12 protein-coding genes are annotated in these 13,834 nt (G+C 60.7%); 6 read left to right on the top strand and 6 right to left on the bottom strand.

Annotation, left to right across the window (positions count from 1 at the left end; translation table 11 throughout):
- The 4 genes from JWZ97_RS05295 (at position 1) to JWZ97_RS05280 (ending at position 4,700) form a co-directional block, all read left to right on the top strand.
- On the top strand, positions 1–1,044 hold the full coding sequence (locus JWZ97_RS05295; protein ID WP_205433767.1) for a microcin C ABC transporter permease YejB: 1,044 nt from the start codon (positions 1–3) through the stop codon (positions 1,042–1,044).
- Positions 1,045–1,082: 38 nt separating this feature from the next.
- On the top strand, positions 1,083–2,111 hold the full coding sequence (locus JWZ97_RS05290; protein WP_205434559.1) for an ABC transporter permease: 1,029 nt from the start codon (positions 1,083–1,085) through the stop codon (positions 2,109–2,111).
- The gene (locus JWZ97_RS05285) at positions 2,108–3,742 is read left to right on the top strand and encodes an ABC transporter ATP-binding protein (protein WP_205433766.1); all 1,635 of its coding nucleotides are present in this window, start codon (positions 2,108–2,110) and stop codon (positions 3,740–3,742) included. Before JWZ97_RS05290 ends, JWZ97_RS05285 begins: the two co-directional genes overlap by 4 nt.
- Before the next feature lie 175 nt (positions 3,743–3,917).
- The gene (locus JWZ97_RS05280; protein WP_205433765.1) at positions 3,918–4,700 is read left to right on the top strand and encodes an enoyl-ACP reductase; all 783 of its coding nucleotides are present in this window, start codon (positions 3,918–3,920) and stop codon (positions 4,698–4,700) included.
- Between the two features lie 113 nt (positions 4,701–4,813).
- On the opposite strand, the gene JWZ97_RS05275 is transcribed toward JWZ97_RS05280, so the two are convergent.
- On the bottom strand, positions 4,814–5,131 hold the full coding sequence (locus JWZ97_RS05275; protein WP_205433764.1) for an H-NS family nucleoid-associated regulatory protein: 318 nt from the start codon (positions 5,129–5,131) through the stop codon (positions 4,814–4,816).
- A 472-nt stretch (positions 5,132–5,603) separates the two neighbouring features.
- On the opposite strand from JWZ97_RS05275, the gene JWZ97_RS05270 reads away from it, so the two are divergent.
- Positions 5,604–6,260, top strand: a complete 657-nt coding sequence (locus JWZ97_RS05270) for a DUF2076 domain-containing protein (RefSeq protein ID WP_205433763.1) — start codon at positions 5,604–5,606, stop codon at positions 6,258–6,260.
- A gap of 58 nt (positions 6,261–6,318) precedes the next feature.
- Entirely contained in the window at positions 6,319–9,792 is a 3,474-nt protein-coding gene (gene mfd, locus JWZ97_RS05265) for a transcription-repair coupling factor (RefSeq protein ID WP_205433762.1), read from the top strand.
- Positions 9,793–9,831: 39 nt separating this feature from the next.
- On the opposite strand, the gene JWZ97_RS05260 is transcribed toward mfd, so the two are convergent.
- The 5 genes from JWZ97_RS05260 to rfbB all read right to left on the bottom strand — a co-directional run bounded on the left by JWZ97_RS05260 (position 9,832) and on the right by rfbB (position 13,834).
- On the bottom strand, positions 9,832–10,230 hold the full coding sequence (locus JWZ97_RS05260; RefSeq protein ID WP_205433761.1) for a VanZ family protein: 399 nt from the start codon (positions 10,228–10,230) through the stop codon (positions 9,832–9,834).
- 181 nt (positions 10,231–10,411) lie between these two features.
- Positions 10,412–11,413 (bottom strand): dTDP-4-dehydrorhamnose reductase, encoded by a 1,002-nt coding sequence (gene rfbD / locus JWZ97_RS05255; RefSeq protein ID WP_240342493.1) that lies wholly within the window; start codon positions 11,411–11,413, stop codon positions 10,412–10,414.
- Positions 11,314–11,874, bottom strand: coding sequence for a dTDP-4-dehydrorhamnose 3,5-epimerase (gene rfbC / locus JWZ97_RS05250; RefSeq protein ID WP_205433759.1), 561 nt, complete (start codon positions 11,872–11,874; stop codon positions 11,314–11,316). Before rfbC ends, rfbD begins: the two co-directional genes overlap by 100 nt.
- On the bottom strand, positions 11,871–12,764 hold the full coding sequence (gene rfbA, locus JWZ97_RS05245; protein ID WP_205433758.1) for a glucose-1-phosphate thymidylyltransferase RfbA: 894 nt from the start codon (positions 12,762–12,764) through the stop codon (positions 11,871–11,873). Before rfbA ends, rfbC begins: the two co-directional genes overlap by 4 nt.
- Positions 12,761–13,834 carry a dTDP-glucose 4,6-dehydratase gene (rfbB, locus tag JWZ97_RS05240; RefSeq protein WP_205433757.1) on the bottom strand — a complete coding sequence of 358 codons (1,074 nt, stop codon included), beginning with the start codon at positions 13,832–13,834 and terminating at the stop codon, positions 12,761–12,763. The genes rfbA and rfbB overlap by 4 nt, the downstream gene beginning before the upstream one ends.

Here is a 13,834-nt window from a genome sequence, read left to right as displayed (position 1 = left end):
ATGTGGACTTATCTGCTCCGACGTTTGTTGTTGATGATCCCCACCCTGCTGGGAGTCATCGCCCTGACCTTCACCGTGATCCAGTTCGTCCCCGGCGGCCCGGTCGAACAATTGGTGCAGGAGCTAAGAGCCGCCCAGACCGGTCCAGGCGGCGGCGGTCCCGGGCTCTACAAAGGGCGGCAGGGTCTGGATCCGGAAAAACTCGAGGAACTGAAGGCTTTCTACGGTTTCGACAAGCCGCCGCTGGAACGATTCTGGCTGACGCTCAAACGCTTCGCGGTGTTCGACCTGGGCGAAAGCTACTACCAGCACCGCAGCGTGTGGGAGCTCATCCGCTCCAAACTGCCGGTATCCATCAGCCTGGGGCTGTGGACCTTCGTGCTCACTTATCTTATTTCGGTACCCCTGGGCATCGCCAAGGCGGTGCGTGCCGGCAGCCGCTTCGACGCGCTCACCAGCCTGGTGGTCCTGGTTGGCTACGCCATCCCCGGATTCGTGCTCGGCGTGGCCTTGCTGGTGCTGTTCGGCGGCGGCAGTTTCTTGCAGTGGTTTCCCCTGCGCGGCCTGACTTCGGACAACTGGGAGCAGTTCAGCCTAACGGGCAAGGTATTGGATTATCTATGGCATATCACCCTGCCCGTCACCGCGGAAGTGGTCGGCAGTTTCGCGGTGATCACCCTGTTGACCAAAAACGCCTTCCTGGAAGAAATCCGCAAGCAGTATGTGCTGACGGCGCGCGCCAAGGGCTTGTCAGAACGGACCGTGCTTTGGCGCCACGTCTTTCGCAATGCGCTGATTCCCCTGGTGACGGGGTTTCCGGCTGCCTTCATCGGCGCTTTCTTCACCGGCTCATTGCTGATCGAGACCCTGTTTTCCCTGGACGGCCTGGGCCTGCTTTCCTATGAATCGGTCATACGCCGCGATTACCCGGTGGTCTTGGGCTCCCTCTATCTTTTTACGCTGATCGGACTGGTCACCAAACTGATTTCCGATCTTTGTTATGTATGGGTAGACCCGCGCATCCATTTTGACTCCTTGGACTAAGTCCCGTGAACGCCCCCGTTTCCTCCCCGACCCCGGATATCAGACTGTCGCCCGGCGCCCGTGCTTGGCTCCGCTTTCGCCGCCACCGCCTGGGCTACTGGAGCCTGATCGCTTTTATCGTCCTGTTCGGCATCAGTCTGCTGGCCAACCTCATCAGCAACGATACCCCTTTGGTCGTGCGCTATGAGGGACAGTGGTATTTTCCTCTGGTCCATGATTATCCGGAAACGGTGTTCGGTGGCGATTTCCCCACCCCGGCCGACTATCTCGACCCGTTTATAAGGGAGCGCCTCGCCGAACCCGGCAACTTCGCGCTTTACCCGCTCAACCATTATTCCTACAACACCCTCAATTATTTCACCCCGTCGCCCAATCCGGCACCGCCCTCGGCGGAAAACTGGCTGGGCACCGACGACCGGGGTCGGGACGTGTTGGCGCGGCTGCTCTACGGTTTCCGGCTGTCGATCCTGTTCGGCTTGGCGCTGACCGCCATCGGCATAGCCATAGGCGTGTTCACCGGAGCCCTGATGGGCTTTTTCGGCGGGCGATTCGACCTGGTGGCCCAGCGCCTGATCGAAATCTGGAGTTCCATGCCCGAGCTTTACCTGCTCATCATCTTCGCCTCCATCTTCGATCCCAGCCTCTGGTTGTTAATCGTCCTGTTGTCGGCATTCGGCTGGATGGGTCTCTCCGACTACGTGCGCGCCGAGTTCTACCGCAACCGCACCCTCGAGTATGTGCGCGCCGCGCGTGCCTTGGGCTTGGGTAATGTTCAGATCATGTGGCGCCACATACTGCCCAACAGCCTGACCCCGGTGATAACCTTTCTCCCGTTTCGGATGAGCGCCGCCATCCTGGCGCTGACCAGCCTGGACTTTCTCGGCCTGGGCGTGCCGCCCTCGGTACCCAGCCTGGGCGAGTTGCTTTCGCAGGGCAAAGCCAATCTCGACGCCTGGTGGATCTCGCTGTCCACCTTCGCGGTGCTGGTGATCACCCTGCTCCTGCTCACCTTCATGGGCGAAGCCCTGCGCGACGCGCTCGATACCCGCAAGGCGGACGGCTTATGAGTACGCCTTTGCTGGAAATACGGCAGCTGAGCGTCGGCTTCAGCAGCGGCCAACACGCCTTCGAAGCCGTGCGCGAGGTGAGCTTGTCCATCCGGGCCGGCGAACGTTTCGCACTGGTGGGCGAATCGGGCTCGGGCAAGAGCGTCACGGCCCTGAGCATACTGCGCCTGGTGGCCAACGCGCGTACCAGGGGAGAGATCCTCTGGGCCGGCGAAAACCTGCTGGAAAAAAGCGAGCGCGACATGCAGGCCCTACGCGGTGCCGACATCGCGATGATATTCCAGGAGCCGATGACGGCCCTAAATCCGCTTTACCCGGTAGGCAAGCAAATCGTCGAAGCCCTGGAGCTTCATGAGGGACTAAGCCGCCGCGACGCCGTACAGCGCGCCATCGCCCTGCTGGCCCGGACCGGAATTCCGGAGGCTGCGCACAAATTCGACAGCTACCCGCACCAGTTGTCGGGCGGACAGCGGCAAAGAGCCATGATCGCCATGGCGTTAGCCTGCAAGCCCAAGTTATTGCTCGCCGACGAGCCGACCACCGCGCTGGATGTCACCATCCGGGCGCAGATCGTGGACCTGTTGCGCGATCTGCAGGAAGAATACGGCCTGGCCATCATGCTCATCACCCACGACCTCAATCTGGTGCGCTCGTTTGCGACCCGGGTCGGCGTGATGGAGCGCGGCCGGCTGATCGAATGTGAAGACACCGAGCGCTTGTTTGCCTCGCCCCAGCAAGCTTATACCCGCATGCTGATCGAAAGCCGGCCGCGCCGGGAGATCGTCTCCGTACGCCCGGACGCGCCCACGCTGCTGGAAGCACGCGGCGTGGAGGTCAGCTTCGCACGCAAACTCGATGGCATCAGGAACTGGTTCAAGAGCGGGAGTGTTCCCGTCGTCCGCGGCGTCGACCTCAAGCTGGGCCAGGGTGAAACCTTGGGCATCATCGGCGAATCCGGTTCGGGCAAGACCACCCTGGCCATGGCATTGCTGGGACTGCAGAAAACATCCAGCGGCTCCGTGACTTTTCGGGGACGGAAGATCGCCGCGTTGAGCGGTGCCGAAAGGCGCGCATTGAGATCCAGAGTTCAGGTGGTATTCCAGGATCCTTTCGGTTCCCTTTCGCCGCGCATGACCGTCGCGGAAATCGTCGCCGAGGGTTTGGCCCTGCATCAGCCCGAACTTTCGCCGGAAGCCCGGGAGCAGCGGGTGATCGACGTATTGGCCGAGGTGGGTCTGGATCCCGGCGCAATGCGACGTTATCCGCACGAATTTTCCGGCGGCCAGCGGCAGCGTATCGCCATTGCCAGGGTCCTGATTCTCAAACCCGAGATCGTGATCCTGGACGAGCCGACCTCCGCGCTGGACGTGTCCATCCAGCAGCAGGTGCTTCAACTCCTGTCCGGATTGCAGCAAAAATACGGCCTGTCCTATTTATTCATCAGCCACGACCTGGCCGTGGTGCGCGCCATGTCGCATCGCATCCTGGTGCTGAAGGACGGCTTCCTCATCGAGGTCGGTGAGACCGAGGCCTTGGTCGCCCATCCCAGCCACCCTTATACGCGTGCCTTGTTCGACGCGGCCGATTTGGCCAACCCTGGCCACGACTCCACCCCGCATTCCGTCCTCTGAATACCCGGCAAGCGGCCCCGGCTGCTAGACGCAGGACCGGCGGGATTTCAATACGCGCCAGAGCCGGTAAAATGGAGGGCTCCATACCCTAATGGGGACAGGGGCCATCCCTCCGCGCTGCCTCCAACCACCGGACTCATCCCGCCCCTTCATAACAAGTCAACCAGGAGAAATCATGGGATTCTTACAAGGTAAAAAGGTATTGGTCGTCGGCGTGGCGAGCAACCGCTCCATAGCCTACGGCATCGCCGACGCCATGAAGCGCGAAGGCGCCGAACTGGCGTTCACCTATCAGGGAGAAAAACTCAAGGAACGCGTGGAAAAACTGGCAGCTGAACTCAATTCGTCCATCGTGCTGCCATGCGACGTCGCCAGCGACGCCGAGATCGAGGCGGTGTTCACCGACCTGGAAAAATACTGGGACGGCCTGGACTGCATCGTCCATTCGGTCGCCTATGCGCCCCGGGATGCACTGGAAGGCTCCTATGTGGACGCCACCACGCGGGAAAACTTCCGTATCGCCCACGACATCAGCTCCTATAGCTTCACCGCCTTGGCGAAAGCCGGCCGCAAGCTGATGGCCGGCCGCAATGGTTCGCTGCTGACCCTGAGCTATCTGGGCGCGGAACGGGCCATCCCCAACTACAACGTCATGGGCGTAGCCAAGGCCAGCCTGGAAGCCAATGTGCGCTACATGGCGGTATCGCTGGGACCGGAAGGCACCCGCGTGAACGCGATTTCGGCCGGCCCGATTCGCACCTTGGCCGCGTCGGGCATCAACAACTTCCGTGAGATGCTGAGTAAGGCGGAACATGCCGCCCCGCTGCGCAAGAATGTCACGATAGAGGAAGTCGGTAATGCCGCGGCATTCATGGCCTCCGACTTGGCTTCCGGCATTACTGGAGAAATCTTGTATGTCGACGCCGGTTATAACATTGTCGGCTTGGCGAGCATCTGAACGACGGGCCCCATTATCGGGCAACAAAAAAGGGCGGTATGAACCGCCCTTTTGTTAACTGCCGTGGAGTTCAGCGAAAGGCTGATAACCCCGCCGCTTAATTTGCGCCGGGATTAGACTTCGAACTCTTCGAGATTGCGTCCTTGATCGATCAACTCGCGCAGCCATTTGGGTTTCATGCCGCGGCCGGTCCACTTGTCTGCCGGGTTCGCGGGATTTCTGTACTTAACGGGGACTCGCCCGCCTTTTCTCGATGCCGGCTTGCCGCCTTCGATGATTTCGACGCCGACATTGATGGAGGCCGCCAATTCGCGAATCTGGGCGATTACTTCCTTTCTTTTACCTTCCTGTTTGTCCTTGAGCGCTTTCTTGGCATTTTCGATTACGGCGGCCAGCTCGGACTCAGAAAGTTGGGATAAGTTATCGGTCATGGATTTCCTCAAGTTTATTGCTTAAACGGATACGGATGCAGACATCACGTGCATTAGTATAAGCAATACTTTGGATTCTTGAAAGAACCCTACCTATTAAAACCCAGACGGATCATCCAGTCGTTTACGTCGAGAAAAAACAATCCGGGAAGACAAAGCCGCCGACCCGGAACCGTAAATGGAGATTTACCAGGCCCGACGACACCCAGCCCGCACTGATAACACAATAACCTTTGTTCCACCCCTGAAGCGGATAAGCAGAATGCTCATAAAGAATCAAGCGCCGACGGATCAAGCAATTCATGACGCCTTACTGCGTACACGCGGTAAGGCCCGAGAATATTCGGGCCTCTGCTTCTGTCCCCAGATGCTTTTTCCCCTGCAAAAATAAGGGCCTCCCTCGGGTAAAATGGTGCTTGAACGACACCGGCCTTATTTGACTCCTGTTTCAACGATCCACGAGACGACAACCATGATCACTCCTCAAGAGCGCGATCTCCTCACGCAGTTTCTTAATCAACTCAAAGCCGCGCCCGCGCCGCAAAAAGAGAGCGAAGCCGACAGCCTGATACGCGAGGCAATTGCCCAACAGCCGGATGCCGCCTATCTCCTGGTGCAAAGGTCGCTTTTGCTGGAACAGGCTCTCGATGGCGCCAAGGCCCAAATCGCCGAACTCCAGGCTCAGGTACAGGCGGTTCAATCCGGACAAAATCGCGGTTTTCTCGGCAATAACCCCTGGGCCGGCCCGGCAAATACAGCTAATAGCACGAACTCCGTTCCCGGTTCCGGCCAATATCAAATACCTCGTTTCCAGCAAGCCTATGGCGGCGCGCAGGGAAGTACCGGCGGCGGTGCGGGATTCCTGGGAAATATCGCTTCAACCGCCGCAGGCGTCGTGGCCGGCTCGTTTCTATTTCAAGGTATAGAAAACCTATTGGGCCACCATACAGGCGGAGGGTTCCCCGGTAACGGCGATTATCCGCAACACGCCGGTGGCGATACGATTATCAACAATTATTACGAAACTCCACCCGACGACACATGGGCACGGAGCGACGGCGATAATGACTTTCTTGCCAGCGATAACGACGTCACCCCAGATGACGGCGACGACACCACATGGACATGATTGCACGCGGTTCATCACTCTTGGACAACTTCATATTCAGCCATCCCCGCTCTTCATCATGAGTAGCCCCAACGCGCCACCTCTATCCGATCTCCCCATTCCGACTAAGCCCGGCGAGCACACGAGCTGGCGCGGCCTATACGGCTGCGGCGACACGCTTGCGCTCGCCCAGGCCGTGCAAGCGCGGCCAGGCTTGTTCCTGGTGATAGCCCCGGACATGCAGAGTGTCCTCAGGCTGGAGCACGAACTGCGTTTCTTCCTACCCGATACCCTGCCCGTACTCCAGTTCCCGGACTGGGAAACCCTGCCGTACGACGTGTTTTCACCGCTGCCGGAAATCGTCTCGCAACGCATTCGCACCCTGGCCCTTCTGCCCGAAGTCAAGCGGGGCGTACTGGTGCTGACCGCCGCGACGCTGATGCAACGCATAGCGCCGCGCGGCCACATCCTGGCGCGCACCTTCGCCTTGACCGTGGGAGGGCGTCTCAGCCTGGAAACGACACGGCAACGGCTGGAGGCCGTCGGCTATCAATGCGTATCCCAGGTGATGGAACACGCGGAATTTGCCATCCGCGGATCCATCATCGACATCTATCCCATGGGCAGCCAGACGCCCTATCGGATCGAATTATTCGACGAAGACATCGAGTCGATCCGCACCTTCGACCCGGAAAGCCAGCGCTCGCTGGACAAGGTCGACAAGATAGCGCTCTATCCGGCGCGCGAGTTTCCATTCGACGAAGACAGCATCAAGCATTTCCGTCGTGCCTATCGCGCCCAATTCCCCGACCTGCCCACCGGCAGCGGCCTCTACCAGGACATCAGCAAAGGCATCCCGGCGGGCGGCATCGAGTATTACCTGCCGCTGTTCGTCGAGCATACGGAAACCCTGTTCGATTACCTGCCTGACAATGCCACGCTGGTACGGCATCGTGACGTCGACGCCGCCGCAGCCGAGTTCTACGAAGAAAGCCTGAATCGTTTCGCGCTGCGCAAAGGCAATATCGACCGCCCTGCCCTGCCGGTCGAGATGCTTTTTCTCGATCCTGCATCGCTCAATCAGCGCTTGCAGGGCTATGCGGGCATCCATATCGCGGAGAGCGCCGTGGAACCGCTAGGCGAAGCCAAGTCCACCTTAGCCTGCCGGCCCCTCCCCGAACTGGCCATCGATCCCAAACAGAAGCAGCCGGCGGCCGCGCTGCAAAACTTTTTGACCGAATTCGACGGCAAACTGCTCTTCGTCGCGGAAACCACTGGCCACCGCGAAGCGTTGTTGGATTCCCTGGGCAAACTGAGCATACGTCCACGCGTAATCGAACGCTGGAACGATTTCCTCGCCACCGATAACAAGCTGTCGCTGCTGGTAGCACCGCTCGACCACGGGCTGTGGCTGACCGACCCGCCGCTGGCCATCGTCACCGAGACCCAGCTCTCCGGCGACAAGGTCCAGCAGCGCCGACGCCGCCGCAAGACGATGGAGCGCGATCTCAGCGCGCTGATGCGCAATCTGGAGGAACTGGAGATAGGCTCGCCCGTCGTGCATCAGGATCACGGTGTGGGCCGCTATCTGGGCCTGCAACGGCTCAACGTGGGAGGCATGGACGCGGAATTCCTCGCCCTGGAATACGCCAATAACGATAAGCTCTACGTGCCGGTCTCCTCGCTGCACCTGATCAGCCGTTACAGCGGCTCGAGCGAGGAGACCGCGCCGCTGCACAAACTGGGCGGCGAAGCCTGGCAGAAAGCCAAGCGCAGGGCGATGGAGAAAGCGCGCGACGTGGCCGCCGAACTACTGGACATCTACGCCCGCCGCGAGGCCAAGCAAGGCCATGCCTTCCAGGCGCTGACCGACGACTATGCCGCGTTTGCCGCCGGTTTCCCCTTCGAGGAAACCCCGGACCAGGAAAACGCCATCCTCGACGTCATCAAAGACATGAGCTCGCCGCGCCCCATGGATCGCGTGGTCTGCGGCGACGTGGGCTTCGGCAAGACCGAGGTGGCCATGCGCGCGGCCTTCATCGCCGCGCACAATGGCCGCCAGGTCGCGGTGCTGGTACCGACCACCCTGCTGGCCCAGCAGCATTACCAGAACTTCCGTGACCGCTTCGCCGACTGGCCCATCCGCATCGAGGTCATGTCGCGCTTCGTCGGCAAGAAGCAGCAGGACGAATTCGCCCGAGCCGCCGCCGAAGGCAAGGTCGACATCCTGATCGGGACGCACAAGCTGCTGCAGAAAGACATCCAGTTCAAGAACCTGGGGCTGGTCATCATCGACGAGGAACACCGTTTCGGCGTCGCTCAGAAAGAGCACTTCAAGAAGCTGCGCAGCGAGCTGGACATCCTCACCCTGACCGCCACGCCGATACCGCGCACGCTCAACATGGCGCTGGGCGGTTTGCGCGACATTTCCATCATCGCCACCCCGCCGCCCAACCGCCATGCCATCCAGACCTTCGTGAGCGAGTGGAGCGATTCGCTGACCCAGGAAGCCATCACCCGTGAAATCAAGCGCGGCGGACAGGTCTATTTCCTGCACAACAAGGTCGAAACCATAGAGAAGATGGTGCGCGAGCTGGAAGCCTTGGTTCCGGCCGCGCGTATCCAGCATGCCCACGGCCAGATGCCGGAGCGCGAATTGGAGCGCATCATGCTGGACTTCTACCATCAGCGCTTCAACGTACTGGTGGCCACCACCATCATCGAATCCGGCATCGACGTGCCCAGCGCCAACACCATCCTCATCAACCGCGCCGACCAGCTCGGACTGGCCCAGCTACATCAGTTGCGCGGTCGTGTAGGACGCTCGCACCATCGCGCCTACGCCTATCTCCTAGTGCCTTCGAAGAAGCTCATGACCGCCGACGCCATCAAGCGCCTGGAGGCCATCGAAGCCTCCGGCGAACTGGGTGCCGGTTTCCTGATTTCTTCCCACGACATGGAGATACGCGGCGCCGGCGAATTGCTGGGCGGGGAGCAGAGCGGGCAGATCGAGGAGATCGGCTTCACCCTGTACTCAGAGCTGCTGGAACGCGCCGTGGCGGCGTTGAAATCCGGTAAGCAGCCCGAACTCGACGCGCCCCTGGACGGCGGTCCGGAAGTGGATTTGCGCGTGCCCGCGCTGATACCGGACGACTATCTGCCCGACGTGCATGCGCGCCTGGTGTTGTACAAGCGCATCGCCAGCGCCCGCAGCGACGAGGACTTGCGTGCCTTGCAAGTGGAAATGATCGACCGCTTCGGCCTGCTGCCACCGGCCACCAAAAACCTGTTCGCCTCCACCGAGCTGAAGCTTAGGGCGGAAAAACTGCGCGCTCGCAAGATCGAGGTGGGTGACACGGGCGGCCACATCCTGTTCAAGCCTCAGCCAAGGATCGATCCCGTCCAGGTCATCATGCTGATACAAACGCAATCCAGCGTTTACCGCATGGACGGCCCGGAAAAAATCCGCTTCATGCAGAAATTCGAAACGCCGGAAAACAAGATCGAGTTTGTGCGGGAGCTGCTGGAAAAACTCGCGGAAAAGGACGACTAAAGCCATCCCGGAAAATTCGGCAAAACGGCGCGCGCCGGCTCATGCCGGCACGCGCACCCATCTTCGAGCCAGCCAGGCGTCGAACCAGGCCAGGCGCGCCAGCGGCGGAACGAAGGAAAAGGCCAGGCCCAGCACGACTCCCAGGCTGTTGGCCAGCATGTCGTAAGGGTCATAGTGGCGCAGTCCGCTCCAGCCCTGAAGGAATTCCAGCCCCACACCCAGGGAGATCAGGCACACCGGCCAGCGCCAATGGCGAGCGAACGCCTGCCCGTACCAGAACATCAACACGCCGTAAGCGAGAAAATGCTGGGCCTTGTCCCATGTCAGAAATACGGGCGGCTCCGGTGGTGCCGGTGTGAGGCTGAGCCAGCAGACCAGAGCCACCAGCAGCCAGCCTATCGCCTGCCAAGTTCGAGTGAAATTGAGCGTAGGTATCATCGGGTAAGGAACCGCTTCTAATGTTCGTGTGGGGAAAATGCGCCCTGGGCATCTTGCAGCAAGTCCGGTGACGACGATGCGGCGTCCCTCACGAGCGAAAACATCCGACACAGGCTTGTTCCGATAGCCTCAAGCGGACGAATAATCCGGGCTTGACCGTATCGGCATCCTCTTCCCCGGCTTATTCTTTGGCTCCGTCGAGGCATAGCGCCAGCGCCTCCCGCCAGTCGGGCAGTCGCAATCCATAGTGGGCAGACAAGCGGTCGTTGGACAAAACCGAATAGGCGGGGCGTCGCGCCGGCGTCGGATATTCCGCACTCGAGATGGCTTCCAATCGCGCGCAGTTGTCCGACAGCAGTCCCTGGGCGATTCCGCGCTCGCGTATGGCCTGGGCGAAATCATGCCAGGAGGTCTGGCCGGCACAGCTCAGATGGTAGATTCCGTCGCGCCCCCCCGTGGCGAATCGTTCGCCTTCGCTTGCCTGGGCTATCAACAACGCGGTGGCTTCGGCGATCAGGCGGCTCCAGGTAGGCGCGCCGAACTGGTCGTTCACCACCCGTAGCACTTCTCGCTCCTTCATCAGGCGCAGCATGGTCAGCAGAAAATTATGCCCGCGCATGCCGTAAACCCAGGCGGTACGCAGGATCACGTGGGACGCTCCGACCTGGGCGATGGCGGTTTCGCCGGCCAGCTTGCTGCGGCCGTAAACCGACTGCGGGCCGGTGGCGTCGGTCTCGCGGTGAGGCTCATGTACATCGCCGGGAAATACATAATCGGTGGAGTAGTGGATCAAACCGGCATTCAGAGCCTTGGCCTGTTCGGCCAGCACCCCGGGTGCGACGGCGTTGACCGCGTAAGCCAGGGCCTGGTCGCCCTCGGCGCGGTCGACAGCGGTGTAGGCCGCGGCGTTGACGATGAGATCGGGCTTCACTTCCGCGCAGGCGGCCCGCAGGCTAGCGGCATCGGCGAGATCGACCGCCAGAGGATGCGAGTGGCGATCCAGGGCGACGACCTCGCCCAGGCAAGCCAGGGTGCGGCGCAACTCCCAGGCGACTTGGCCTTCACGGCCGATCAATAAAATTTTCACGGCACGTAAAGCGGCAGTTTGTCGACGGGGAAGTCTTTCAAGTTCACGGCCGCCTGATCCTTGGCCGAGAGCACCGGCGGGACGTCCAAAGGCCAATCGATGCCGAGGCCCGGATCGTCGTAACGCAGGCTATATTCAAACTCGGGCGCGTAAGGGCCGGTGCACTTGTAGGCGAACAACGCCATCTCGCTGAGTACGTAGAAGCCGTGCGCAAAGCCCTCGGGCACATACATTTGCAGATGATTTTCGGACGACAGCCGGGTGCCGAACCAGCGGCCGAAATGGGGCGACCCGTGCCGGATGTCCACCGCGACGTCGTAGACTTCGCCCTGCAGCACCTGAACCAGCTTGCCTTGCGGTTGCGGATTCTGGAAGTGCAGACCACGCAGTATGCCGCGACCGGAGTAGGAAAGATTGTCCTGTACGAAGTCGAGGTTGAGTCCGTGCTCGGCGAAAACGCGCCGGTTCCAGCTTTCCTTGAAATAGCCGCGGTGATCGCCGAACACCTTGGGCCGGATCAATAGAACGCCCGGCAGCGCTGTGTTTTCGACGATCATGACGGCCGCCCGACTTGCAGCAGGCGCCGCAGATAGGCCCCGTAAGCGCTCTTGTTGAGTGAGTCGGCCAGGACCGCCAGTTGTTCGCTGTCGATCCAGCCCTGGCTCCAGGCGATTTCTTCCGGACACGCCACCTTGAGGCCCTGGCGTTCTTCTATGGTCTGGATGAAGTTGGAGGCCTGCATCAGGGAGGTATGCGTGCCGGTGTCCAGCCAGGCGATACCCCGTCCGAGCTTGTCCACGCGCAACTGGCCCTGATCGAGATAGAGGCTGTTGATGTCGGTGATTTCCAGTTCGCCGCGGGCCGATGGCTTGAGGTGTCGCGCCATGTCCACGACCTGACCGTCATAGAAATAAAGACCGGTGATCGCGTAGTGCGAAGGCGGGTTGAGCGGCTTTTCCTGCAAGCTGGTGACCCGGCCTTCCGCGTCGAAACCGGCCACGCCGTAACGTTCCGGGTCGCTCACCCAATAACCGAATACGGTCGCTCCCTGTTCCCGACTCGCCGCGTCCATCAGATAATTTTGGAATCCGTGGCCATAAAAGATGTTGTCGCCCAGGATCAGGCAACTGGGGTGGCCGTCGACGAAATGCTCGCCGATGACGTAGGCCTGCGCCAGACCCTCCGGTTTGGGCTGTACGGCGTAATGGATGTCCATGCCCCATTGACCGCCGTCGCCCAGCAGGCTTTGAAACAGGGGGGCGTCCTGTGGGGTGGTGATGATCAGCACCTCGCGTATCCCGGCCAGCATGAGGACCGATAAGGGATAGTAAATCATCGGCTTGTCGTAGACCGGCAGCAACTGCTTGCTGACCACATGGGTCAGCGGGTGCAGACGCGTCCCGGAGCCCCCCGCGAGTATCAGTCCTTTACGCCCTTTCACGCTCATATGGCATCACCTTCCAGTCCCAGTCGCTCGCCACGATAACTGCCGTCCATCACCCGCTGCGCCCACCCGCGGTTGTCCAGGTACCAGGTCACCGTCTTGCGCAATCCGGTTTCGAAGGTTTCCTCGGGCTCCCAGCCCAGTTCGCGCCGGATCTTGCCGGCATCGATCGCATAACGCAGGTCGTGGCCGGGCCGATCAGTGACGAAACTGATGAGTTGACGATGCGGCTTGTGCGGCGATTCCGGCAACAACTCGTCGAGTAGATCGCAGAGGGTGTGCACCACGTCGAGATTGGTCTTCTCATTGTTGCCGCCGACGTTATAGACCTCGCCCGGCGTCCCCCCCTCCAGCACGCGTTCGATGGCCCGGCAATGATCTTCCACGTAAAGCCAGTCGCGGATGTTGGCGCCCTGGCCATAGACCGGCAGCGGCTTGCCGGCCAGCGCGTTCTGTATCATCAAGGGAATGAGTTTTTCCGGGAACTGGTAAGGCCCGTAATTGTTGGAGCAGTTGGTGGTCAGGGTCGGCAGGCCGTAGGTATGGAAATAAGCGCGCACCAGATGGTCGGAGCCGGCCTTGGACGCCGAGTAGGGAGAATTGGGCTGATAGGGCGTGGTTTCCGTGAACTTGCCGGTGGGGCCCAGGCTGCCGTAGACCTCGTCGGTGGAGACGTGCAGAAAGCGGAACTTTTCGGCCCGTTCCTGCGGCAAGGCTCGCCAGTAGTGCCGGCTGGCTTCGAGCAGATGGAAGGTGCCGAGCACGTTGGTCTGTACGAAGGCTTCGGGCGAGTCGATCGAGCGGTCGACATGGCTTTCCGCCGCGAAATTGACGATGGCATCCGGCTGATAACGGTCCAGCAGATAATCCAGCAGCGACCGGTCGCCGATCGAACCGAGCACGAAATGGTGGTCAGGGTGATTTTCTATCCGGCTCAAGGTATCCAGATTGCCGGCGTAAGTGAGCGCGTCCAGGTTGACGATTTGTGCGTCGCCGCGCGCGATTTGCCGCAACACGAAGTTGCCGCCGATGAAACCGGCACCGCCGGTAACCAGCCAGGTTTTCGAAGTCAT

The organism is Methylococcus sp. EFPC2 (genome assembly GCF_016925495.1).
Taxonomy (GTDB): domain Bacteria; phylum Pseudomonadota; class Gammaproteobacteria; order Methylococcales; family Methylococcaceae; genus EFPC2.
The sequence above is the reverse complement of the archived record's forward strand: the minus strand, read 5'-3'. Positions and strand labels throughout refer to the sequence as shown.